General features: G+C 55.7%; 23 protein-coding genes and 1 other RNA gene. 11 read left to right on the top strand and 13 right to left on the bottom strand.

Features of this window, described 5'->3' with window-relative positions; all coding sequences use genetic code 11:
* Positions 1–276 (top strand): hypothetical protein (locus M2Q46_RS16505; RefSeq protein ID WP_302357643.1); only part of this gene is annotated, 276 nt, incomplete at its 5' end.
* A 7-nt stretch (positions 277–283) separates the two neighbouring features.
* On the opposite strand, the gene M2Q46_RS16500 is transcribed toward M2Q46_RS16505, so the two are convergent.
* On the bottom strand, positions 284–619 hold the full coding sequence (locus M2Q46_RS16500; RefSeq protein WP_302357642.1) for a hypothetical protein: 336 nt from the start codon (positions 617–619) through the stop codon (positions 284–286).
* Between the two features lie 889 nt (positions 620–1,508).
* On the opposite strand from M2Q46_RS16500, the gene M2Q46_RS16495 reads away from it, so the two are divergent.
* The 4 genes from M2Q46_RS16495 to M2Q46_RS16480 all read left to right on the top strand — a co-directional run bounded on the left by M2Q46_RS16495 (position 1,509) and on the right by M2Q46_RS16480 (position 4,948).
* Positions 1,509–2,474, top strand: a complete 966-nt coding sequence (locus M2Q46_RS16495) for a sulfurtransferase (protein ID WP_302357641.1) — start codon at positions 1,509–1,511, stop codon at positions 2,472–2,474.
* 11 nt (positions 2,475–2,485) lie between these two features.
* Positions 2,486–3,592, top strand: a complete 1,107-nt coding sequence (locus M2Q46_RS16490; RefSeq protein WP_060186627.1) for a YeeE/YedE family protein — start codon at positions 2,486–2,488, stop codon at positions 3,590–3,592.
* 11 nt (positions 3,593–3,603) lie between these two features.
* The gene (locus tag M2Q46_RS16485) at positions 3,604–3,768 is read left to right on the top strand and encodes a hypothetical protein (protein ID WP_009454924.1); all 165 of its coding nucleotides are present in this window, start codon (positions 3,604–3,606) and stop codon (positions 3,766–3,768) included.
* Between the two features lie 229 nt (positions 3,769–3,997).
* A complete protein-coding gene (locus M2Q46_RS16480; RefSeq protein WP_302357640.1) occupies positions 3,998–4,948 on the top strand; it encodes a hypothetical protein in 951 nt (316 codons plus the stop codon).
* Here M2Q46_RS16480 and msrA read toward each other — a convergent pair.
* A complete protein-coding gene (msrA, locus tag M2Q46_RS16475; RefSeq protein ID WP_251197126.1) occupies positions 4,945–5,475 on the bottom strand; it encodes a peptide-methionine (S)-S-oxide reductase MsrA in 531 nt (176 codons plus the stop codon). The genes M2Q46_RS16480 and msrA overlap by 4 nt on opposite strands.
* Positions 5,472–5,840, bottom strand: coding sequence for a c-type cytochrome (locus M2Q46_RS16470; protein ID WP_302357639.1), 369 nt, complete (start codon positions 5,838–5,840; stop codon positions 5,472–5,474). Before M2Q46_RS16470 ends, msrA begins: the two co-directional genes overlap by 4 nt.
* 84 nt (positions 5,841–5,924) lie before the next feature.
* On the opposite strand from M2Q46_RS16470, the gene lgt reads away from it, so the two are divergent.
* Positions 5,925–6,722 (top strand): prolipoprotein diacylglyceryl transferase, encoded by a 798-nt coding sequence (gene lgt / locus M2Q46_RS16465; RefSeq protein ID WP_026485505.1) that lies wholly within the window; start codon positions 5,925–5,927, stop codon positions 6,720–6,722.
* 54 nt (positions 6,723–6,776) lie between these two features.
* Here lgt and ssrS read toward each other — a convergent pair.
* The 3 genes from ssrS to M2Q46_RS16450 all read right to left on the bottom strand — a co-directional run bounded on the left by ssrS (position 6,777) and on the right by M2Q46_RS16450 (position 7,733).
* Positions 6,777–6,960: non-coding RNA, 6S RNA (gene ssrS, locus M2Q46_RS16460), on the bottom strand.
* 53 nt (positions 6,961–7,013) lie between these two features.
* Entirely contained in the window at positions 7,014–7,325 is a 312-nt protein-coding gene (locus tag M2Q46_RS16455) for a cell division protein ZapA (RefSeq protein ID WP_009454914.1), read from the bottom strand.
* Between the two features lie 3 nt (positions 7,326–7,328).
* Positions 7,329–7,733: a hypothetical protein gene (locus M2Q46_RS16450; protein ID WP_035273300.1), complete on the bottom strand. Its 405-nt coding sequence runs from the start codon at positions 7,731–7,733 to the stop codon at positions 7,329–7,331.
* A 340-nt stretch (positions 7,734–8,073) separates the two neighbouring features.
* Between M2Q46_RS16450 and M2Q46_RS16445 the strand changes: the two genes are divergently transcribed.
* Positions 8,074–8,532, top strand: a complete 459-nt coding sequence (locus M2Q46_RS16445) for a tripartite tricarboxylate transporter TctB family protein (protein WP_009454910.1) — start codon at positions 8,074–8,076, stop codon at positions 8,530–8,532.
* Positions 8,533–8,549: 17 nt separating this feature from the next.
* Complete coding sequence (locus tag M2Q46_RS16440) at positions 8,550–10,055, top strand: tripartite tricarboxylate transporter permease (protein WP_022983204.1); 1,506 nt, start codon at positions 8,550–8,552, stop codon at positions 10,053–10,055.
* 190 nt (positions 10,056–10,245) lie between these two features.
* On the opposite strand, the gene M2Q46_RS16435 is transcribed toward M2Q46_RS16440, so the two are convergent.
* From M2Q46_RS16435 to M2Q46_RS16420, 4 genes are all read right to left on the bottom strand, one after another.
* Positions 10,246–11,280: an FAD-binding oxidoreductase gene (locus M2Q46_RS16435; RefSeq protein WP_302357638.1), complete on the bottom strand. Its 1,035-nt coding sequence runs from the start codon at positions 11,278–11,280 to the stop codon at positions 10,246–10,248.
* Positions 11,281–11,434: 154 nt separating this feature from the next.
* On the bottom strand, positions 11,435–13,120 hold the full coding sequence (locus M2Q46_RS16430) for an iron ABC transporter permease (protein WP_022983205.1): 1,686 nt from the start codon (positions 13,118–13,120) through the stop codon (positions 11,435–11,437).
* 12 nt (positions 13,121–13,132) lie between these two features.
* Entirely contained in the window at positions 13,133–14,218 is a 1,086-nt protein-coding gene (locus M2Q46_RS16425) for an ABC transporter ATP-binding protein (RefSeq protein WP_022983206.1), read from the bottom strand.
* An 83-nt stretch (positions 14,219–14,301) separates the two neighbouring features.
* Complete coding sequence (locus tag M2Q46_RS16420) at positions 14,302–15,339, bottom strand: ABC transporter substrate-binding protein (protein WP_302357637.1); 1,038 nt, start codon at positions 15,337–15,339, stop codon at positions 14,302–14,304.
* A gap of 224 nt (positions 15,340–15,563) precedes the next feature.
* On the opposite strand from M2Q46_RS16420, the gene M2Q46_RS16415 reads away from it, so the two are divergent.
* Positions 15,564–16,487 (top strand): NAD(P)-dependent oxidoreductase, encoded by a 924-nt coding sequence (locus M2Q46_RS16415; protein ID WP_302357636.1) that lies wholly within the window; start codon positions 15,564–15,566, stop codon positions 16,485–16,487.
* A gap of 1 nt (position 16,488) precedes the next feature.
* Here M2Q46_RS16415 and M2Q46_RS16410 read toward each other — a convergent pair whose 3' ends face one another.
* The 3 genes from M2Q46_RS16410 to M2Q46_RS16400 are packed head-to-tail and all read right to left on the bottom strand — an operon-like array spanning position 16,489 to position 19,242.
* Positions 16,489–18,012 (bottom strand): sensor histidine kinase, encoded by a 1,524-nt coding sequence (locus M2Q46_RS16410; RefSeq protein ID WP_137431226.1) that lies wholly within the window; start codon positions 18,010–18,012, stop codon positions 16,489–16,491.
* Positions 18,009–18,695 carry a response regulator gene (locus tag M2Q46_RS16405; protein WP_022983208.1) on the bottom strand — a complete coding sequence of 229 codons (687 nt, stop codon included), beginning with the start codon at positions 18,693–18,695 and terminating at the stop codon, positions 18,009–18,011. The genes M2Q46_RS16410 and M2Q46_RS16405 overlap by 4 nt, the downstream gene beginning before the upstream one ends.
* A complete protein-coding gene (locus M2Q46_RS16400) occupies positions 18,676–19,242 on the bottom strand; it encodes an RNA pyrophosphohydrolase (RefSeq protein WP_009454891.1) in 567 nt (188 codons plus the stop codon). The genes M2Q46_RS16405 and M2Q46_RS16400 overlap by 20 nt, the downstream gene beginning before the upstream one ends.
* A gap of 64 nt (positions 19,243–19,306) precedes the next feature.
* On the opposite strand from M2Q46_RS16400, the gene M2Q46_RS16395 reads away from it, so the two are divergent.
* Together M2Q46_RS16395 and ybgC are read left to right on the top strand one after the other, a co-directional pair.
* Positions 19,307–21,043 carry a proline--tRNA ligase gene (locus tag M2Q46_RS16395; RefSeq protein ID WP_060186622.1) on the top strand — a complete coding sequence of 579 codons (1,737 nt, stop codon included), beginning with the start codon at positions 19,307–19,309 and terminating at the stop codon, positions 21,041–21,043.
* 66 nt (positions 21,044–21,109) lie between these two features.
* A complete protein-coding gene (gene ybgC, locus M2Q46_RS16390) occupies positions 21,110–21,535 on the top strand; it encodes a tol-pal system-associated acyl-CoA thioesterase (protein WP_035273401.1) in 426 nt (141 codons plus the stop codon).

The following is a 21,535-nucleotide window of genomic DNA, read 5'->3' as shown; positions in this document are numbered from 1 at the left end:
CAAGCTCCGGGTTTTACACCCTGTCAGTTTCCTGACCAGTCATTCAAGCTTCGGTGCGGGCCTCTTGGCCAAGGCGGTGAAACTTGTCTAACTGCTCTCTGCGGCGCTTCGGGGAAAACCCTGTGTGTGCTGCAGCGAGAAAAGAACTATAGCACGACGATTTTCCGCTTTGCAAGCGTTTCATGGGGTTTTTCTTGGCATTTCAGGAGAGAAACCGCCAAAAAAACCCTTAGCTCATTGATAACTATGAAGAATAACTATAAAAATAATTTTTAGCTTAACTTCAGTTTTTTTCCCTGGTAGGGGCCAGCCCATCCTCAACCGCATCTTCCAGACCAAACCGCTGTTTTTCTCGTGAAAATTGGCTAGATATTCTCCAGCCGCCTAATAGCCCCTTCTCTATATAGAGACAGCGAAACTCATCACCCACACCCGTCATCAGCCCTTGTGCTTGCTTGCTTGCTTGCTTGCTTGCTTGCTTGCTTGCTTGCTTGCTTGCTTGCTTGCTTGCTTGCTTGCTGGATGGCGGACAAAAGAACGGCCACACGAACACTCCATTGGCCCTATGCCCTCCAATCAACAGTGTCTCTATATAGATAGCGAGTTGAATGGCCTCCAAGATCGAGCATTATGCAGGGCTGCTAGCCGCTCGGGGCCCCGGGACCGGGTGTTGGGGCGAGTCAGAGTACTTGCCGCAGTCGCAGTCATGATCGGGGATGCAAGCAGTCTGCTGTTTGAGCCCAAAGTTTGTGATTGGTCCGGGGGACCAATCACTGGGCGAGTTCAGACTGCGCCCCGATCATGACTGGGACAAGGGGACCGGCGCATTGCGCCGGCAAGTAGTCCGCCCCAACACCCGGTCCCGGGGGCTCGAGTGGCGACCTACGTAGAGCGGTTAAAACAATGAGCTCCCCTCTCTATATAGAAGGGCCATTCATCGTTGCGACTCAACCCTCTATATATAGTTGGGTGGTGAGCCTCCCCAAGAAGTAATCCAATCCCCCCCTCTATCCTCACTGACCTTCAATAGCCCTTTGGTTCTCAGTCTCATTGCTTAGGTCTTTGAGTCTCCGAGTCTCTAAGTCTCTAAGTCTCTAAGTCTCTAAGTCTCTAAGTCTCTAAGTCTCTAAGTCTCTAAGTCTCTAAGTCTCTAAGTCTCTAAGTCTGCACCCATGAGAGCACCAATCATCTCAACACATCCTCTCTAGTAGAAAAAACCCAGCTTTCTCTCACCGATAGAACGTCCTCTACACCGACACGCTCTCTCTATATAGAGGACAAAGACACACCTGCAGAAAGCAACTACAGAGACACAAGCTCACCCAAGGCAGGGCTACAAACACAACTCCCCCTCCTATCTACTCTATATATAGAGAGATCCTCCCCCCTTACGCCCCCAAGCAATAAGCTAATCCCCAATTCATTGTTATTTTCTGTAGCCACGTTCATTACCATTCCTTATGCACTTAATCCTCTAAGCAGGCCTCTGCTTACTCAAGAGAGTAATAATGATCAAACCAATCCTCATCTCCTTGGCATTTGCATTCAGCGCGGTCCTGGCACCGACTGCTTCCGCAGAGCCAAGCACACCCGACACGGCAACCAAACCAGCCGCATTGATCTCGGCTGGCGACCTGGCCACCAAGCTGGATCAAAACAATCTGCGCATTCTGGATATCCGCACAGACAAAGAATATGCAGCAGGCCACGTACCAGGTGCCGTCCACACCCCATATGGAGCCTACCGCGGCCCAGCCGAAAACGCCGGTGCTCTGCGCTCCGAAGCCGAGCTGTCTGCCCTGTTCAGCAAAGCCGGCATTTCCAAGGACAGCTACGTTGTCGTCACCTACGCGGGCGCGAACCCCACAGACTTCGGCGCAGCAGCACGCGTGTACTGGACACTGAAAGCTGGCGGCCTGACCCAGCTATCCATTCTGGACGGCGGCCTGCAAGCCTGGGAAGCCGAAGGCAAAGCCCTGAGCAAAGACACCCCCACTGTCACCCCCACCGAATTCAGCTACCACTACAACAAAGACATGGTGGTCAGCACACAAGAAGTCGCTGACTACATCAAGAACGGCCAGGCTCCCGTCCTGCTGGACGCTCGCCCAACCGAATTCTTCAAAGGCGAAAAGCGCGTTGACGCCGCCGCCCGCTACGGCACCCTGCCCGGCGCACGCGAGCTTGACTTCAACAGCTTTTTCCGTAGCGACAAACCCGTCCTGAAAGACACCGGAGAACTCGTCAAGATCGTCAAAGAACAAGGCCTGGACGACAAACCCACCGTTTCGTTCTGCAATACCGGCCACTGGGCTGCCACGAACTGGTTCGTCCTGTCCGAACTGGCCGGCAACCCTAACGTGAAGCTCTACCCCGAGTCCGTCGTGGAATGGAGCCGCAGCAACTTGCCTATGGATAACCAGCCCTCCCGTTTCGAAGTTCTGAAACTCGATGCCAAACGCGCCATTAACTAAAGAAATCGATCATGCTTTATCTGACTAGACTGGGCTTTATCCTGGCCAGCCTGGCCCTGATTGTTGGGGTCGCTCTGGTAGGTGGACTGCGCCAAGGCCTGCTCGCCCTGCTGGGGATTGGCTTTGGTGCCGTACTGCAAGGAGCCCGTTTCGGTTTCACGACCGGATGGCGTAACTATATCGAGCGCCGTGACCCTCAAGGTATCTGGGCACAAATGCTCCTGCTGGTATTGGCCGCCGCCTTCACCCTACCCTTGATCGCCGATAGCGGTGGTGAGCTGGTTGGCGCGATTGCCCCATTGACCATCAGCCTGGTATTGGGCGCCTTTCTGTTTGGCGCTGCCATGCAACTGGCCGATGGCTGCGGTTCCGGCACTCTCTATAAAGCAGGCGCAGGCGCACCGATTTCCTTTGCGGTTCTGCCTACCTTTGCCATCGGTAGCTTTCTAGGCGCATCGCACCAGCCCGGCTGGATTGCCCTGGGTGGCCTACCCGCTATCGACCTGACTGTGTCCTTGGGCTGGCCCACTGCCTTGTTGATTACCGTACTTGGCTGCGCCGCCGTATCCTGGTTCGTCGGCCGAGGTGCACGTCGCCATCGGAAAGAGCAAAACAGCCCACCTGCCAAATGGGAAATGCGCTGGTGGATGGGCGCTTTGCTGCTGGCCGTGCTGTATGCCATTCACATGATCGTTGCAGGCCAACCCTGGGGCATCGTCTATGGTATTGGCTTGTGGGGCGCAAAAGTATTCTCGGCTCTGGGCTGGTCCCCGGTTGGCGACGCGTTCTGGGGCGTGGCTCCACATGCACAACGTCTGGCTGAACCCGTCCTGGCTGACGTTACTTCGGTCACCAACTTTGGTTTGATTTTGGGCGCCATGGCAGCCTCACGCTGGAACCATCCTGCCAATTTCAAATCCCCCAATGCCCGCACTTTGTGGGTAGGCGCAATTGCCGGTCTGGTGATGGGCTACAGTGCCCGTATGGCTTTCGGATGTAATGTGGGCGCATTCCTGGGAGGCATCGCCTCGGCCAGCATACATGGCTGGGTCTGGTTTGCACTGGCCTTTGCCGGGTCCATCATAGGCGTGCGCATTCGTCGCCGCGTTAATCCTTGAGTCGTGCAAGCATGAGCAAAACTACTTTCCGCCTTATTACCAGTACCTTCTGGCTGGTCGTTGTCTTGCTAGTTGTCATGGACAGCCTGCAAGACTATCCCTACCGCCCCGAGCCCGCCCCCATTGCCTGGGGGAGTGGACAAGCCGCTAGCGGCGGCCACTGCTCGGGTCGATAAGCCGGGGCCTACCCGGCCTGTAACACCCCTGATGGGAGAAAACCAGGCAGCCTTACTTGGCTGCATCGGGTTTCATCATCAGGGGTTTTCTTTTGGGTGAAGGAAAGCGCATCGGCTTGTAGTGACAAACCGACAGCCTGCATTGCCCGCCCCACACAAGCGCCAGAGCACGACAAAGCAAGCACAGAGCCGTGCTAGCATCAATCAGATTTCCCAACCCTCTGTTGTCATGCTGACCTTCCTTCGCACCACCTTTAGCCGCAGCCTGCGCATGTTTTATACCGTTGCGCGCATCATGCTCCCCATCATGATTGCGGTGCGTATTGCCGCGCAGTTGGGTCTGATCATGGCACTGGTTGGCCTGCCAGCCGAAGCCGGTATTGTCTGGGCAACCACTGCTCTGGCCGGTATTTACGCTGGCATAGGATCAATGGCGGCCTTGGGCGACAGCTTGAGTTTCAACGTGGCTCAAATCAGCGTCTTGGGCACCATGATGCTGTTTGCACACAATATGCCCATGGAACAGGCCATTGTGCGCCGAGCCGGAGCCAGCTTCTGGTTTACCGCCACGCTGCGGATTGTCTGCGCCCTGCTTTACGGTGGCCTGCTGGCCTGGGGTTTGAATAGCGCCGGGCTGTTACAGGAACCCGTGTCCCTTGCCTGGCTTTATGGGCAATCCAATGCCACACAAGGCGGTTGGCAAGGCTGGGTAGACTGGTTGTGGGGAACGGCCAGCTCGCTATTCATGACCTGGCTGATTATTCTTGGCCTGCTCCTGGTCCTGTCAGTCCTGGAGAAAATCGGCTTCACCCGATTGCTGACTCGACTCCTGCTTCCCTTGCTCCGCTTTTCAGGCTTGGAAGAACGAGTCGCCCCCACCACCACGATTGGCGTATTGCTGGGCTTGAGCTACGGCGGTGCCTTGATTATTGATGAGTCCCGCCAGCAGAACTACAGTCCCAGAACACGCTTGCTGGCCTTGTCCTGGCTGTCATTGAGCCACTCCCTGATTGAAGACACCATTCTTATTCTGGCTCTGGGTGCCAACATCTGGGTGGCCCTGGTCGGCCGACTTGTTCTGACCTTGTTGATTATTGGCCTGATGGCCCGTCTGACATTACCAGGTAGCGCCCTGTACAGACGCTACCTTGCTTCTGCCTCGCACCCTCAGGATGCTTAGCTTTTGACCAGCAGATCCTGAAAACGCTGGTAGAACTTCTTGAGCTTGGGCGCAATGACCATCTGGCAGTAGGCTTGCTCGGGGTTCAATGCAAAATAATCGTGGTGATAGTCCTCGGCCTCCCAGAAAGTGGAACTGTCGAGCACATGGGTCACGATCGGTGCATCAAACTGCGATTTGATTTCTTCGATGACTTCAAAGGCCTGGCGGCGCTGTTCTTCATTTTGACAAAAAATTGCCGACGCATACTGTGGCCCCTGGTCAGCGCCCTGACGATCCGGCGTGGTAGGGTCATGGGTCAGGAAAAATACCTCCAGCAAATCCCGATAGGAAATGACGGAAGGGTCGAATTCCACTTTGACCACTTCAATATGGCCGGTCTGCTTGCCGCAAACCTGCTCATAGGTGGGATGCTCTACATGGCCGCCACAATATCCGGGCACCACAGACTGCACACCTTGCAAGGCTTTGAAAATCCCTTCAGTGCACCAAAAACATCCGCCACCTAATATGGCTGTTTCCTTCATGAATTCTCCTTTGTTGACGAATTGGCTAGACTCAGCAACCAGGCTGCAATAGCTTGTGCTTGCTCGGCGCTGATCCGGTTTTGAGCGGGCATGGGAATAGCTCCCCAGTTCCCCCGACTACCCTGTTGAATTTGTCGCTGCAAATACGCCTGAGTTTCCTGCGCCGGACCTGACGCGTAGCGTTGGGCGCTCTCCCGAAAAGGGGGCCCGACCCGTTTACGATCAATTTGATGACAGGACAAGCACTGCGCCTGCACGATATCCATCAGCGCTACCGTATCAGCCTTTGCCACCGGATTAAAGATCATCAATCCACAAAAAACTACTAATGGTAAACGTCTGGCCCAAGAGACTGAATGCAGCATGATCCTTCCCTTACAATTTACCCAGCCCTGGTCTGGGCTCGCAGTCACGCTATTATCTGATATTCATCTCTGTAATGGGCACGCATGTTAATTCACCCGCAGTTTGATCCCGTCGCCATACAACTTGGACCCCTTGCCATTCATTGGTATGGCTTGATGTATTTAGTGGGCTTTGGCCTGGTTTGGCTGGCTGGCACAGCGCGTATCCGTGCGGGCTATGACTTGCTGACCCGCAAGGACCTGGAAGACCTGATCTTTTACTGCGTCCTGGGCGTGGTGGCAGGTGGGCGTCTGGGCTACACCCTGTTCTATCAACCCTCTTACTACTTGTCGCACCCGCTGGAGATTCTGTATGTCTGGCAAGGTGGCATGTCCTTTCATGGTGGTCTGATCGGTGTGCTGGTGACAATTGCGCTGTTTGCTCGAAACCGTCAACGGCGTTTTCTGGAAGTCAGCGATTTTCTGGCTCCCCTGATTCCCCTGGGGCTGGCCGTGGGCCGCCTGGGTAATTTCATTAACGGCGAACTATGGGGTCGCCCCAGTGATGTGCCCTGGGCCATGGTATTTCCGCAAGTGGATGCAACCCCCCGCCATCCTTCGCAGTTGTATGAGATGGCCCTGGAGGGCATTGCCCTGTTTATCTTGCTGTGGTGGTTCACGCGTCGTCCACGCGCCGTCGGTCAGACCAGTGCCCTGTTCCTGATCGGCTACGGTTTCTTCCGCTTCATGGTGGAATACACCCGCGAGCCCGACGGCTACCTGGGTCTGCTCAGCGCAGGCTTGTCGATGGGGCAGTGGTTGTCCTTGCCCATGATTGTCGCTGGCCTGGCTCTGTTTGCGTATGCCAGCAAACGAGACGTTGCGCCTGGCAGTCAGAAATAAACAAAACAGCAGAAAAGAAAAAAGCCCGTCCAGATCTGGACGGGCTTTTTTTGTAGGTGCCCCACCATTGCCGTCAAGACCGGCATCCTGGAACCGAGGGTCCAAGATCGGCTGTCATCAAGCCAGCTTCGGGTTCGTCGACGAGGACGATCGCTCCTACTGGCTAATCCAACAACCTGTATGCCAAAAGCATTGGTTCAAGGAATGTATGGTCGTGTCACGAACACGGCAGGGACTTACTGGGATGAAGCAGCCCGCGAGGGACAACAAGGGACTGCTTTCAAATTTGGTTTAGCGCGCGGTACCCGAAGGTTCGATGACCTCGTCAATCATTGCGTGCATGTCTTCAATTTTACGCTTGAAATCGCCAAAAGCAACATTAGCCAGAGGACCATCAGGTGCTTTAGCGGATAAAAACTCGCTGGCGATCTGAATGGCGGCCATGACGGCGATACGTTCGTTGCCAGAGACACGGCCCGAACCCTTGATAGACTGCATGCGCTGGTCTACCAGTTTGACAGCTTCCAGCAAGCGCGCTTTTTCGGAAGGAGGGCATGCCAGAGAGTAATCGCGGCCCAACAGGGAAATATCGACTCGTTCCATGACTTACTCCTGTACGGCACCGGGTAAACGCATCAGGATCGAACCGATCTGGTCGCGAGCCTGTCCTGCTACATCACGCAACACACCCATACCCGCGCGTGCGCTGTCCAACTCGCGACGCAAGGCAACTACCTGGGCCTGTTCCTGTTCAAGCAGCTTTTTCAGTTCTGCCTGATCAGCCTGCGCTTGTTGCTGCACCACATCCAGTTGACGCTGATGCGAAGCAACACCGGTGGACAGGGACTCGAACTCATCTTGTTGACGACGATTTTGCTGGCGCAAGGCGTCCAGCTCGGCATCCTGAGTTTTCAGACGAGCTAATAATTGAGCGCGTTCAGCGTTGAGCTGACGAGATTGCTCTACCAGTTGACCGATACGGTCAGCGAGAAAGTCGAGATCTTGCAACATGGGCCTTATCGTAAACCATTGCTAGCGTTACTGGGTAGAGGAATTTCATACTAATGATAACCTTTCACCCATCTTTCCATTACCTTTCAAACTTCTTTCAAAGCCTGCCATCCACCTACGAACACGCTCCCAAAAAACCCTAAATTTCCGGAATTACCGGGAAAACCCTTAAAAACTAGGGTCATCTCAGGGTTTCCAGTCTTCAAGTGCTCCATTACCATGCGTCACCTCTGTTCAATGCAGTCGGCACACGCAGAGTATGGAGCCCGCTCCACTATAAAGAAGCTGACACAGGAAAAAGGAAAACCAATGCGCAAGGCAGACAAGGAGAATCCACCTTATGCAAATTAAAAATAAACAGGACTTCTGGTCCGGGGTCATGTTCGTGGTCGTGGGCGCCGCTTTCGCGCTCGGGGCCACCAGCTACTCGATGGGAACAGCCGCCCGCATGGGGCCCGGCTACTTCCCCTTCTGGCTTGGTGTATGCCTGAGCTTGTTAGGGGCGGTTGTCACTTTGGGCTCGATGTCTGCCAAAGCAGAAAGCACCGAGGTAGAGAAGTTTAACTGGAAAGTGCTCTTCGTTATCATCGGCGCGGTCGTGCTTTGCGGTCTGACACTGAACTCGCTGGGTGTTTACATCTCCATTTTCCTGCTTGTACTGATCAGCAGCTTTGCCAGCCATGAATTTAGCTGGCCTGTTGCACTGGGCGCAGCCGTCTTTTTGGTGCTGTTCGTCTGGTTGGCATTCATCAAGGGCCTGGGGCTGGTGTTCCCCCTGTGGCCAAGTTTTCTGGCCTGATTAGGGGGTGAACGAATATGGAATTATTTGACAACCTGATGCTGGGTTTCTCGGTGGCGATCACGCCCGAGAACCTGGCCTACGCTTTGCTCGGTTGCATACTGGGCACCTTGATTGGCGTGTTGCCAGGCATTGGCCCTGTACCAACCATTGCCATGCTGCTGCCCATTACGTATGTGCTGCCTCCCGTTGCTGGTCTGATCATGCTGGCCGGTATTTACTATGGCGCCCAATATGGTGGGTCTACAACCGCCATTCTGGTTGCCCTGCCGGGGGAAACTTCGGCCGTAGTCACCGTGCTGGACGGACACCAGATGGCCCGTAATGGCCGGGCCGGTGCTGCCCTGGCGATTGCTGCTCTGGGTTCTTTCTTTGCCGGTTGTGTGGCCACCGTGCTGCTGGCCGCTTTTGCACCGCCCTTGGCTGAAGTCGCCTTCAAGTTTGGACCTGCGGAGTATTTCTCATTAATGGTCTTGGGCCTGGTCGGTGCTGTGGTGCTGGCTTCGGGCTCCCTGCCCAAAGCTATCTGCATGATCTTGCTGGGTCTGCTGCTGGGTATGGTCGGTACCGACGTGAACTCCGGTGTTGCCCGTTACGACTTTGGTATTCCAGAACTGCAAGACGGTATCGACTTCGCCGTGGTGGCCATGGGTGTGTTTGGTTTCTCCGAAATCATGAACAACCTGGAGCTGGGCGATCAACGCGTGGAGATCACTGGCAAGGTCGGCTCGCTGTACCCCAACAAGCAAGAGTTCAAGGAGTCCTGGCCTGCTGTCGTGCGTGGTACCGCCATGGGTTCTTGCCTGGGTATCTTGCCCGGTGGTGGCGCGGTGCTGTCCTCCTTTGCGTCTTACACACTGGAGAAGAAAATCTCCAAGAACCCGGAACGCTTTGGTAAAGGTCACCCTGCTGGTCTGGCCGGTCCCGAGTCTGCCAACAACGCTGCCGCTCAAACCTCCTTCATCCCGCTGCTGACCCTGGGTATCCCCGGTAACGCTGTGACCGCGCTGATGATTGGTGCCATGACCATCCACAACATTCAGCCTGGTCCACAAGTGATGACCAGCCACCCTGAACTGTTCTGGGGTCTGATCGCCTCCATGTGGATTGGTAACCTGATGCTGGTGATCCTGAACCTGCCATTGGTAGGCCTGTGGGTGAAACTGCTTAAAGTGCCCTACCGCCTGCTGTTCCCCGCCATTCTGGTGTTCTGCACGGTGGGTGTGTACTCGCTGAACTACAACGTGTTTGACATTCTGGTCACCGCCGCCTTCGGTTTGGTGGGCTACGTCTGGTCCAAGCTGCGTTGTGAAGGTGCTCCGCTGTTGCTGGGTCTGGTCCTGGGACCAATGATGGAGGAAAACTTCCGTCGTGCCCTGCTACTGTCCCGCGGTGATTACACCACCTTTGTGACACGTCCTCTGTCCCTGTCGCTGCTGGTCCTGGCTGCCTTCCTGGTTGTGGTTGTGGCCCTGCCTTCGGTGAAAAAGAAACGCGAAGAGACCTTCGTCGAAGAGGACTAAGACACCGTCCGTTCTCTGGTTTGAACGCTCCCGCTGAAAGGGAGCATTCAAACCGGCGCAGTCAACAAGAAGGCCTGATTTCGTCTCTCCACGAAATCGGGCCTTTTTCTTTGTCAGCTGGTTTCGCTGCCTGCTTTCAAGACAGCCAAATCTTTGAAAGAGCGCACAGCCCTACGTCAGGAAACAAACCTCAGGCAGCCAGAACTGCCTGCGTACACAAGCTTCCCAACAAGGGAGCCAGAATGACACCGGGGTGAGCCACGACGGCGAACAAACCATCTACAGTCTCAATAGGCCCACACAATGGCTGCTTGTTACTAGTCATGGGGCGCTGCCCGACCTCTATCGACAAGATGCGCGGGACAGAAGGCAGTTGCAGCAACTGAGCAATGGACTGACAGGTTTGCTCGGCCAGACGCTGCAAACCTGCCTCGCCTTCCAAGGGATAATCCAACGCCGACATCAACCCTCTTTCTTTGCCCGGTCGCACCTCCAGATCCTGAGCACAGAGTAAATGCCGGACCCGATTTCTATCAGCATCCAGGCGCAGTAACACGGCGGGCTGTTGCTCTATAGGCAACGCTACCCCTGCACTGGCTGCCAAAACCAAGGCACCATAAGCATTGGCCAGCACCACCTTGTCGGCCACGATGACTTGCCCTTGCACTTCTATACCGTTCACTCGCCCTCCTGCCGACAACACACGCTGTACCGTACCGGACAAAACCGTGGCGCCATTCGCTTGCGCCGCTTGAATAAAACAACGTGCCAGATCTACTGGCTCCAAGGCGAAATCATCGGGCGCCCACATTGCCAAATCCGGTACGGCTGCCAACGACGGTTCTTTCTGACGCACTTGCGCGGCTGACAGGCTTTCAACCCTGGAACCGGCTGCCAGATGCTCGGCAATCAAGGCGGCTGTCTCGTCCGTCGTTTCCCCCCAGGACAAGGCTCCACGCACGGTCACAGGCAATGCCCCCAAGCTCTGCTTCAGACGCGTGTACTCTTCCAGAGCGTGTAGACGCAAGGCAAAGGCGTCAGTGTCATCAGAAGGTGTACTGGCGCTGGCTCCTACCCATCCAAAAGAGGCAGCGGTTGCGCTAGGCACACTACCCGAACCCTGATCGATCAAAGTGACTGCGGCACCCGCTTGAGTCAGATGCCAGGCGACCGACGCCCCCATCACGCCACCACCGACGACCAGCACTTTGCATTTATGCGTCATAGCTTTCTACTAATGAGTAAACAAAAAACAGCCAGCCCCTTGTGCGCATGAACAAGCGAATAGCCAGCCAGGCAACAAGATACGGTCTGCTCTCAGCAAAAACAACAAGGGCCTGAATCCCTTGCGGAATTCAGGCCCTTGAGATCAGTCCAACTTACATCGTGCCTTGGCGGCGCTTGTAAAAGTTACCAATATACATGGCCAGCAGCACGAGCACGGTAGAGATCAGAATCATGATGATCCCCAGCGCCGAGAGCTTGCCCCACAAACCATCTTCGGCATAACCCAGCACCTGTACCGCCAGCACTTCCGTACCGGGACGGGACAGCACCACCGACACCGTCAGCTCACGAATGAACATGGTTGCCATCAAGATCCAGGCCGACACCACACCAGGAATCAGCAAAGGAATAATGATGCGGCGCATGGTGGTCCAGGAACTGGCCCCGGCAACGGCCGAGGACTCCTCCAGGTGGGCATGGACCTGCACAAAGGCGGCCGACAAGGGTCGGATACCGTAAGGCAGATAAGCGGCGATATAGGCCAGCAGCAAGGCGGTCAGCGTGGCATACAAAGGCGTTTGCACAAAGAACCACATAAAGCCGATACCGATCACAATCCCCGGGAAGGAAAAGGACAGGAAGCTCAAGGTATCCAGCAGCGCCGCCGCCCGCGTTCGTAACTTGACCACCACATAGGCCACAAACAGCGATAGCAATACACCCAGACTGGCTCCGACCACAGCCAGGAACAAACTGTTCTTCATGGCCACTTTGGAGATCGGATCTTGAATGACATCAATCCAGTTCGCCCAGCTCATCAGGGAGAAGGCGCGAGCACTAGGCACCATGGAATACGGAATCATGGAGGTGTACAGCAGCACGGCCACAGGCAGCACCACCATCAGCAAGCTGATAATGCCCACAATGATGAACAAGGGGATTTTCGCGCGACGCAACTCCAGCTGAGTGGGTTTGAAACCACGGCTGGAGATCGTCACATACTTGCTGCTTTCTTTCGTCATGTAGCGATACAGAACGATCAGGGCAATGGAGGCCGACAGCACACTCATGCCCAGCGCCGCCGCTTTTCCGTAATCCGGAGCGAAGCCGGTAGAGATCATCTCGAACAAATAAGTGGCCAGCACATCCACACGACCTGGGGTACCCAGAACACGTGGCACGGCGTAGGAAGCCAAGGCCCGCACAATCGCCAGAATGAAAGCCGCCATGATGGCTGGACGCAGAATCGGCAGGGTAACCCGCGTCAAGGTACGCCACAGACCGCCCCCGAACACACGCGAGGACTCTTCCATGGAAACGTCAAAAGAGGCCATGGCAGGCGCAATGATCAGGTAGGCCACAGGCATGTTCAACAAGCCTTCGACCAGAATCATGCCCCATAGGGAATAAATATTCAGCGGCGCTTCCTGCAGGCCCAATGTGTCCTGCAAGAACATATTGATCAGGCCGTTGGACGGGTTCAGCAACAATGCCCAGCTCACCGAGAACAGCAAGTGCGGAATCATCATGGGGACGATGGACAGCACCGTGAACACCCCTTTCATGGGCATGTTCGTACGCGTATTCAGGTAGGCCAGGAAAACAGCCAGCGCAGTAGAGAACAGGGACGAGCCCAGCACGAAAACCACCGTATTGAAGGTGACTTCCAGCAAGAAGGGATCGGTGTAGGCGGCTACGTATTTAGCCGTGGTAAAGGAGCCAAAAGCCGTCAGGCCCTGCGAGAAGCTGCCCAGCAGCAACATCAGGACCGGGCACAGCGTCAGAAAGCCGACGATCAGAATAAGCGACCAGCTAAGTGGTCTGCGTGTGTGATTCATGATGCCCCGCCCTTATGCCGACAACAGCATGCAGTGTTCAGGGTGCAGGTTAAAGCGTACGGTATCGCCCTCTTTCACCTTCACGTCTGGATCAATACACACCAGAAGCTGCTCTTTACCCACTTTGACCTCGGCCTCGTAGGACTCACCGACGAACTCCAGGGCCTGGACCTGACCGTGGAACAGGTTCTGCCCCACTTCATTGGCCTGGCTGCTGACACGAATAAATTCCGGGCGAATGCACAAGGTAACTTCGGTGCCCACGGGCAGGTCACGCTTCTTGCAATGCAGTTGGCCCAGTTCGCATTCCACAATGGTGGAGTCTGCACGCTGCTCCAGCACTTTGGCGCTGATCTGGTTGGCACGACCAATAAAGTCGGCCACAAAGCGGTGATCGGCATCAAAGTAAATTTTTTCTGGCGTACCAATTTCCAGAATCTTGCCACCTCGCATCACAGCGATGGAGTTGGACAAGGCCAATGCCTCGACGCGATCATGCGTCACGTACACAGCGGTAATGTCCAGACGGCTCAGAAATTCGCGCAGTTCTTTACGGGTTTCTTCACGCAGCTTGGCATCCAGGTTACTGAGCGGCTCATCAAACAAAATGACTTTAGGCTCGGCCACCAGGGCTCGGGCCAATGCCACACGCTGCTGCTGACCACCGGACAGACGCGTTGCGGAACGCTGATCCACCCCTTCCAGCTGCACAAACTTCAGGATGTTCGCGACTTTTTCACGAATCACCTCTTTGCGCTCGCCGCGCACTTGCAAGGGGTAAGCAATATTGTCGAACACCGTCATGTGCGGCCAGATGGCGTATGTCTGAAACACCATGCCCAAACCGCGCTTTTCCACCGGCACAGCAATATTCTTGGCGCTGGACCAGACGATCTCGTCCCCAATGCGGATTTCACCCTCGTCTGGGGTTTCCAGACCAACAATGCACCGCAGCAGCGTGGTTTTGCCGCAGCCGCTGGGCCCTAACAGTGTGAAAAACTCATTAGCGGGAATCGTCAGGTTGATATTGTCCAAAGCCTTGAAGGTTTTGCCCTCTGAGACATAGGTCTTGCTTAGGCCGGTAATTTCAATTTGCATAATGAGTAAATGTTTTCAATAAAAATAAGGCGAGGCGCCAAGGCGCCCCGTTCTAGACGAACCTGTCGTTCTTGTCGTCCCGATTAACGGACGGCGAAGATACGGCTGAATTCGCGGCCCCAACGGACCAGTTCTTCGTCGCTCAGGTCGCGAATAGGCTCGACATTGGCTTTATCGATCCCCGCAACCGGAGGGTGTACCCCTGGAGCCAGGACGTATTCGCCAACCTTGTTGGCCAGAATGCCCATGGCTTCATTACCCAGCCAGTAGTCCAGGAACACGCGAGCAGCATCAGGATGCGGTGCATTCTTGGTCAGGGCGATGGCACGTGGGGAGCCCAGCAAGGGCTGATCCGACATGGGGCCCCAGGCCAATGGCGCAGGCGACTTGGTCACGATGTACTTGGGCATGGAAATGGCAATCAACTTCTCGCCACTTTCAATAGGAGCCGGAGTTGGGCCAAACGAGGCCACGAACATGGGCTTGTTGGCAGCCAGGCCTTTCAGGAAGTCCAGCCACTGCTCTTCACTGCTAAAGACCTTTTCCTTCAAACCAATCAGCCAGCCAATGGTGGAGGGGTGGTTGGAAGGGTTGGCCATCACAATCTTGTCTTTCCACTTGGGATCGGCCAGCTCTTCGTAGCGTTGTGGCGCATCCTCGGCCTTGAGGTGGTCCGTATTATAGATATAAGACACATATTCGATGCCAAATTGAATAATCGAATCGTCTTGAATGGCCCACTCGGGGTAGCCCTGCACGGCTTCGGACTGATGGGGAATCAGCACGCCCTGCTCTTTGAGCAGTTGCAGCATGGGCAAGGGAGCCTGAACCACGTCCGCCATCAACTTGCCGGCGTTGAACTCGGTCAGGATGGTGGGGATGAACTTGGAGCTGGAAATACGGGTGTATTTTCCTTCAATGCCTTGCGCTTGTTGCAAGGCCTTCATGATGGGCTCAACCGCCGTGATGTTGGCGTAGAAAACAGCCTGGCCTTGAGCCTTTGCTTTTTCCAGTACGGCTGCGTCTGCCGCCCACGCCGCCCATGGCAAAGAGGTACTCATAGACGCCAGTCCGGTGGCACCTGCCAGCTTCAAGAAACGACGACGATCAAAAGTGGTCATAGGATTCAAGTTCCAGTTAATTAGCCAGGAAATTATGTGCGCCCATCATAATCCAGACAGGCAAATTCCATTTATTACAGATCTATGTTTGGTTTAGAACATGAGGGGCCTGACGCCGTCAAGCCTAAAACGTTTTGCCGCTTATTCGGGCAGGCAAAGATCAAGCCGATAAAGCTGCGCTAAGCTGTACGATCGAACAGATTATTTTCAAGGAGACCCGCGCCATGAACTCATCCATTCAGCCTAAACACTATGAACCTAATACACCACAAAAAGTGGCGTTCATTGGTCTGGGGGTGATGGGTTATCCCATGGCGGGGCATCTGGCCCAGGCTGGACACCACGTCACGGTGTACAACCGCAATCAGGCCAAGGCGGAACAATGGAGTGAGGAGTTCAAACAGGAATGGGCCGCTACTCCGGCCCTGGCCGCCGCACAAGCGGACATTGTTATGGCCTGCGTAGGCAATGATGATGACTTGCGCTCGATTTTTCTGGGACCGGACGGTGCGCTGGCAGGCATGAAGGCAGGTGGCCTGTTTATCGATCACACCACCGCCTCGGCCGAAGTGGCCCAGGAATTGGGAGCACTGGCTGCCAAACAGCAAGTTGCATTTATCGACGCCCCCATTTCTGGCGGACAGGCGGGTGCCCAGAAAGGCATGCTCAGCATTATGTGTGGTGGGCAAGCTGAGGATATGGAACGCGCCCGCCCGCTGATGATGAGCTACGCCCAGGCCTGCACCCTGATGGGGCCCTTGGGGTCCGGGCAGCTGTGCAAGATGGTGAACCAAATTGCCGTTGTCGGACTCTTGCAGGGGTTGGCCGAAGCCATGGCTTTTGGTGAACGGGCCGGACTGGATATGGAGCAGGCCCTGTCTGTATTGACCAAGGGTGCGGCGCGCAGCTGGCAAATGGAAACTAAAGGACCCACAATGCTGGCCAGAGACTTTCAGCCCGGCTTTACCGTGAACTGGATGTTGAAGGACCTGGATTTGGTGCAGCGGGAGGCACAGCGTAATGGGGCCCAGCTTCCCGCAACCCGCTTGATTCAGGAGCAGTTTGTGAAGATTGCCCAGCAGGGCCATCGCGATTGGGATATTTCTACCCTGTTCAATCTGCTGGCCCGTCCAAACGACGCGGCTTAATTCACGTGTTTTCTGGTTTAGGCGCTTCGGACTGCAGCAAGGGCAAGCGTAGCGTCGCCTTCAAACCGTAGCCGCCCATATCGTTGGGCTCCCCATCGGTCAGCACAATCGTGCCGCCATTGCGCTCGGCGTAAGCCAGCGCAATGGCCAGACCCAGCCCGGAGCCAGAACCCCGTCCACCCTTGCGTGCCGGGCCGCCCCGGTCAAAACGTACAAATACGCTTTCACGCAAACTGGCAGCCAAGCCCATGCCGTTGTCGGTGACGCTGATCCAGGCCAGCTTGTCGTCATGCCCGGCAGAAACCGTAATTGCACTGCCACTACCAGCGTGATTGATGGCGTTGTGAATCAGGTTGGAAACGGACTCATGGATCTCGGCATCGCTGGCATACACCCACAAAGGTGCCTGCTCGCCCTCTTCTCCTGGCCCGATCCAGCCCAGATCCTGACGATGCTCACGGGCCAAAGGCAGATATTGCAGCACCACCTCACGCCCCAGACTGGCCAGGTCAACCTGCCCCTGGCTCATGGTGGTGGTATGGCTGGCATGAGCCAGAGCCAACAACTGCTCGGTCAGGCGAGTGGCCTGCCCCAATTGCTTGATGATCGCCCCCAGGGATTCGCGTACACGCTCGATATCCGGTTCACGGCGAGCGTATTGGGCCTGGGTATGAATGATCGCCAAAGGGGTGCGTAATTGATGCGAGGCGTCGGCCAGAAACTGGGCCTGCCGATCCAGCACGGAACGATACAACTCAATATGGTGATTGACCGAACGCACCAAAGGCACTACTTCACGAGGAACATCACGCTCGTCCAAAGGCTGCAAGTCGTCCACGCTACGGTTACGCACTTCCTGTCGCAAGGCCTGCAGGGGGCGCAAGGCCCACGCTACGGCAAACCACACCAACGCCACAGCCAGCAGCAACATGCGCAAATTGCGGAAAATACCTTCGCGCCAGGCTTCTTGCTGGGTGCGCAACCGCAAATCCAGGCTTTCGCCCACCATGACCAGAACCTGCCTGTGCTGGCCTTTGTAGTGCAGGTCCCGCCACAAGGCCACCATGCGCACGGTGTCATTGCGGAAATACGAATCGTAGAAAACCGGCACGCCTTCATGGTCGGCCAGATTGGAAGGACGCGGCAGCCCTTCCATCCCCAGCAAGGTGCGCCCTTTTAACTGATTGGCATCAACACCGCCCAGGTTACGCACCAAAGGGGTGATTTCTTCGACGCGGAAATACTTGCGATTACCCGGTCGGGATTCCAGCATGACCTGCGCATAAAAAGGCGGATCAATACGCAAACTGCCGTCAGTATTGAACTCCACGCTGGTCTCCAGCACTTTGGCCGGTTCCAGCAAGGCGCTGTCGTAGACATTTTCCGTGACCGCGTTCATGGCCAGGTAGTCTTCCCAGCTGTCGTAAAGCAGTAAAGCCACCACCCCCGGTATCAGCAGTACCAGCAGCCAAAAGCGCAAACTGCCTTGCCAGGCATTGGCGGGGGGTGGAGAAGGGGCCGTCATGAAACGCCGGATTCCGCCTCAAGCACTTCCAGCATGTAGCCCAGACCACGCACCGTCACGATGTGCACATCGCTATTGGCCAGTTTCTTGCGCAAGCGATGCAGGACAACCTCGATAGCATCAGGGCTGGCATCGCTATCGTGCTCGAATACTCGGGCAAATAGCTGAGACTTTTCTACAGGCATGCCAGAGCGGCTGATCAGAACCAGCAAGGCCGCATGTTCACGCGGCGTCAAATGCACAATGGCATTGTCCAGCAGGAATGCTCGGCTCTCAGGGTTGTATTCCAAAGAGCCACAGCTGACCACCGGGGCCACACGGCCACGGCTACGCCGTACCAGTGCCGCCAGGCGAGCTTCCAGCTCTTCCAGGGCAAAGGGTTTGGTCAGGAAATCATCGGCACCCAGATTCAGACCACGAACGCGATCCTGCAAGGCACCTTGAGCGGTCAGAATCAGCACAGGAGTGTGATCGCCGCGTTCGCGCATCTCGCGCAAAAGCACCAGCCCGTGTTTGTCGGGCAGGCGCAAATCCATCACGACCGCATCATACTCATGGGCCGCCAACAGTACTTCTGCCGAGCGAGCGTCATGAGCGGGATCGGGCAAAAAACCACTTTGCGCCAAGGCCCGCTCCAGCCATGCGGCCATTTCCCGCTCATCTTCAACCAATAATATGCGCATGATCCCTGCTATCTAAGGTATCGGCATCAACTGCGCTTTGCAGGCGCTGACGTAAATAACGATTTTCCTGCCGTCGTCGGAACAAAATATCCGACAGCTCGTTCAGCGCTTGCTGATAGACTTCCCGCTTGAACTCAATCACTGAATCAAGTGGCACCCAATATTGACTCCAGCGCCATGCATCAAACTCCGGCGTCGACGAGGAACGCAGGCAGACATCACTGTCTCGCCCTACCAGCCGCAACAGGAACCAGATTTGTTTCTGGCCCTTGTAATGGCCACGCGCCTCCCGACGTACAAAATGATTGGGCACGTTGTAGCGAAGCCAATCTCGCGTCCGGCCTAATATACGGATATGCTCAGGCAGCAAGCCCACTTCTTCATGCAGTTCGCGGTACATCGCTTGTACGGGTGTTTCACCGTATTTAATACCGCCTTGCGGGAACTGCCAGGCATGTTCCCGAATACGCTTGCCCCAAAAAACCTCGTTCTTGCGATTAACGAGGATAATTCCGACATTAGGACGGTAGCCTTCACGATCTAACATAGGCCACCTCTAACGAATTCAATACAATTAGATCTGATTATACGTACCTGACGAGTTCCCTACCATGCATGCTAGCCAGTATCACATTAATACCCTGAAAGAAGCGCCTACCGAGGCCGAAGTTGCCAGCCACCAGCTCATGACGCGCGCCGGCATGATCCGTAAAGCCGCCGGCGGTATCTATACCTATATGCCAATGGGCCTGCGCGTGCTGCGCAAGATTGAAAACATCATCCGTCAGGAAATGGACCGCTCCGGCGCCATTGAGCTGCTGATGCCAGTCGTCCAGCCTGCCGAACTCTGGGTAGAGTCGGGCCGTTGGGAAAAATATGGTGACGAACTGCTGCGAATCAAGGATCGCCACCAGCGCGACTTCGTGCTGCAGCCTACCTCCGAAGAAGTGATCACGGACATTGCCCGCAACGAAATCCACAGCTGGCGCCAGTTGCCCATCAACTTCTACCACATTCAAACCAAATTCCGTGACGAGCGCCGTCCCCGCTTTGGCTTGATGCGTGGCCGCGAATTCACCATGAAGGATGCTTACTCCTTCGACCGCAATGCCGAAGACGCCCAAGCCAGCTACGACAATATGTACGACGCCTACATGCGCATCTTTGGGCGCCTGGGCTTGAACTTCCGTGCCGTGGCCGCTGATACCGGCTCCATTGGCGGTTCGCGCAGCCATGAATTCCAGGTGATTGCCGATACCGGCGAAGACTTGCTGGTTTACAACCCTGACACCGACTACGCTGCCAATATCGAGCTGGCTCCCGCCCCTTGCCTGCTGGCCGAGCGTGCCGCTCCTGGCCAAGCCCTGGTCAAGACCGCCACGCCTGATGCCCCCAAGTGTGAACTGGTGGCCCAATTCCTGGGCTGTGACCTGAGCCAAACCGTCAAGTCGGTTGTGCTGGCAACGGACGTCGAAGAAGACGGCAAGACCAAGAGCACCGTCCACCTGCTGCTGGTTCGTGGCGACCATGAAGTCAACGACATCAAGGTTTCCAAGCTGGCCGGCTTTGAAAAAGGCCACCGTCTGGCCACGGAAGAGGAAATTGTGGCCACCTTTGGCTGCAAGCCCGGTTACCTAGGTCCGATCGGCACCCGTCAGCCTGTGCAAGTGATTGCCGACCTGACCGTAGCCAACATGAGCGACTTTGTGTGCGGTGCCAACGAAGAAGGCTTCCACTACACGGGCGTGAACTGGGGTCGTGACCTGCCCGAGCCCATCAAGGCAGACCTGCGCAACGTGGTTCACGGCGACCCAGCACCCGAAGGCGGCAAGCTGGCCATCCAGCGCGGCATTGAAGTGGGTCACGTTTTCTTCCTGGGCGATGTCTACTCCAAGAAGCTGAACGCCACCTTTTTGGAAACTGATGGTAAACCGGCTGTCATGCAAATGGGTTGTTATGGCATTGGCGTCAGCCGTATTGCCGCTGCTGCCATTGAACAAAACCACGACGAACGCGGCATGATCTGGCCTCGTGCCCTGGCTCCTTTCGAAGTGGTGATCTGCCCGATCGGCTTTACCAAAAGCGATGCTGTGCGTCAGACTGCTACTGATCTGTACACCCAGCTCAAAGAGCAAGGTGTGGATGTCATTCTGGACGACCGCGACGCCCGCCCCGGCATCATGTTTGCCGACTGGGAGCTGATTGGTGTGCCACTGCGCATTACCATTGGCGAGCGCGGCCTGAAAGAAGGCATGGTTGAAATGCAGGCACGCCGTGACGCCAGCAGCACCAACGTGCCGGTGGACCAGATTGCCCAGGTCAGCCTGGAGCGTTTGGCCACGCTGTAAGGACTCCAAGCAGGGCTGGCCGTGCGCCATGCCCTGCCCGTCAACATAAACTCTTTTACGAACGACATGCTTAATGACAAGTGGGACACCCAGGCTCGGCTTGATATTCGCGTATATTACGAAGACACCGACGCTGGGGGGATCGTATATTACGCCAACTACCTGAAATTCTTTGAGCGTGCGCGCACAGAATGGCTCAGGAACCTGGGCGTAAACCAATCCGATGTGGCCGAGCAGAATCAACGCCTGTTCGTAGTCAAGAAGGTTGAAATACAATATCTCAAACCTGCCCGGCTCGATGATTTGATCTCGGTGCGCAGCCGTATTACCCAGCTGGGTTCGGCTACCATCCATTTCGAACAAGGTGCCCTGCGAGGTGAGGAACTGTTATGCCAAAGCACCATCCAAATTGTTTGCGTTGACGCCAACACGCTTCGTCCAAGCAAGCTGGACTCTGATTTACGTACCCTCTTGGAAAAGGTTCAGGACTGA

This window comes from Alcaligenes sp. YSL9 (assembly GCF_030515105.1).
Lineage (GTDB): Bacteria > Pseudomonadota > Gammaproteobacteria > Burkholderiales > Burkholderiaceae_B > Alcaligenes > Alcaligenes phenolicus.
The sequence above is the reverse complement of the archived record's forward strand: the minus strand, read 5'-3'. Positions and strand labels throughout refer to the sequence as shown.

Bases quoted from the DNA above. Each gene is read 5' to 3' on its own strand.
- M2Q46_RS16490 (WP_060186627.1), top strand. From the start codon at position 2,486: ATGCTTTATCTGACTAGACTGGGCTTTATCCTGGCCAGCCTGGCCCTG.
- M2Q46_RS16450 (WP_035273300.1), bottom strand. From the start codon at position 7,733: ATGTTGCAAGATCTCGACTTTCTCGCTGACCGTATCGGTCAACTGGTA.
- M2Q46_RS16445 (WP_009454910.1), top strand. From the start codon at position 8,074: ATGCAAATTAAAAATAAACAGGACTTCTGGTCCGGGGTCATGTTCGTG.
- M2Q46_RS16410 (WP_137431226.1), bottom strand. From the start codon at position 18,012: ATGACGGCCCCTTCTCCACCCCCCGCCAATGCCTGGCAAGGCAGTTTG.
- M2Q46_RS16440 (WP_022983204.1), top strand. From the start codon at position 8,550: ATGGAATTATTTGACAACCTGATGCTGGGTTTCTCGGTGGCGATCACG.
- M2Q46_RS16405 (WP_022983208.1), bottom strand. From the start codon at position 18,695: ATGCGCATATTATTGGTTGAAGATGAGCGGGAAATGGCCGCATGGCTG.
- M2Q46_RS16455 (WP_009454914.1), bottom strand. From the start codon at position 7,325: ATGGAACGAGTCGATATTTCCCTGTTGGGCCGCGATTACTCTCTGGCA.
- M2Q46_RS16420 (WP_302357637.1), bottom strand. From the start codon at position 15,339: ATGACCACTTTTGATCGTCGTCGTTTCTTGAAGCTGGCAGGTGCCACC.
- M2Q46_RS16470 (WP_302357639.1), bottom strand. From the start codon at position 5,840: ATGCTGCATTCAGTCTCTTGGGCCAGACGTTTACCATTAGTAGTTTTT.
- msrA (WP_251197126.1), bottom strand. From the start codon at position 5,475: ATGAAGGAAACAGCCATATTAGGTGGCGGATGTTTTTGGTGCACTGAA.
- M2Q46_RS16430 (WP_022983205.1), bottom strand. From the start codon at position 13,120: ATGAATCACACACGCAGACCACTTAGCTGGTCGCTTATTCTGATCGTC.
- M2Q46_RS16415 (WP_302357636.1), top strand. From the start codon at position 15,564: ATGAACTCATCCATTCAGCCTAAACACTATGAACCTAATACACCACAA.
- M2Q46_RS16400 (WP_009454891.1), bottom strand. From the start codon at position 19,242: ATGTTAGATCGTGAAGGCTACCGTCCTAATGTCGGAATTATCCTCGTT.
- lgt (WP_026485505.1), top strand. From the start codon at position 5,925: ATGTTAATTCACCCGCAGTTTGATCCCGTCGCCATACAACTTGGACCC.
- M2Q46_RS16395 (WP_060186622.1), top strand. From the start codon at position 19,307: ATGCATGCTAGCCAGTATCACATTAATACCCTGAAAGAAGCGCCTACC.
- M2Q46_RS16495 (WP_302357641.1), top strand. From the start codon at position 1,509: ATGATCAAACCAATCCTCATCTCCTTGGCATTTGCATTCAGCGCGGTC.
- ybgC (WP_035273401.1), top strand. From the start codon at position 21,110: ATGCTTAATGACAAGTGGGACACCCAGGCTCGGCTTGATATTCGCGTA.
- M2Q46_RS16435 (WP_302357638.1), bottom strand. From the start codon at position 11,280: ATGACGCATAAATGCAAAGTGCTGGTCGTCGGTGGTGGCGTGATGGGG.
- M2Q46_RS16425 (WP_022983206.1), bottom strand. From the start codon at position 14,218: ATGCAAATTGAAATTACCGGCCTAAGCAAGACCTATGTCTCAGAGGGC.
- M2Q46_RS16485 (WP_009454924.1), top strand. From the start codon at position 3,604: ATGAGCAAAACTACTTTCCGCCTTATTACCAGTACCTTCTGGCTGGTC.
- M2Q46_RS16480 (WP_302357640.1), top strand. From the start codon at position 3,998: ATGCTGACCTTCCTTCGCACCACCTTTAGCCGCAGCCTGCGCATGTTT.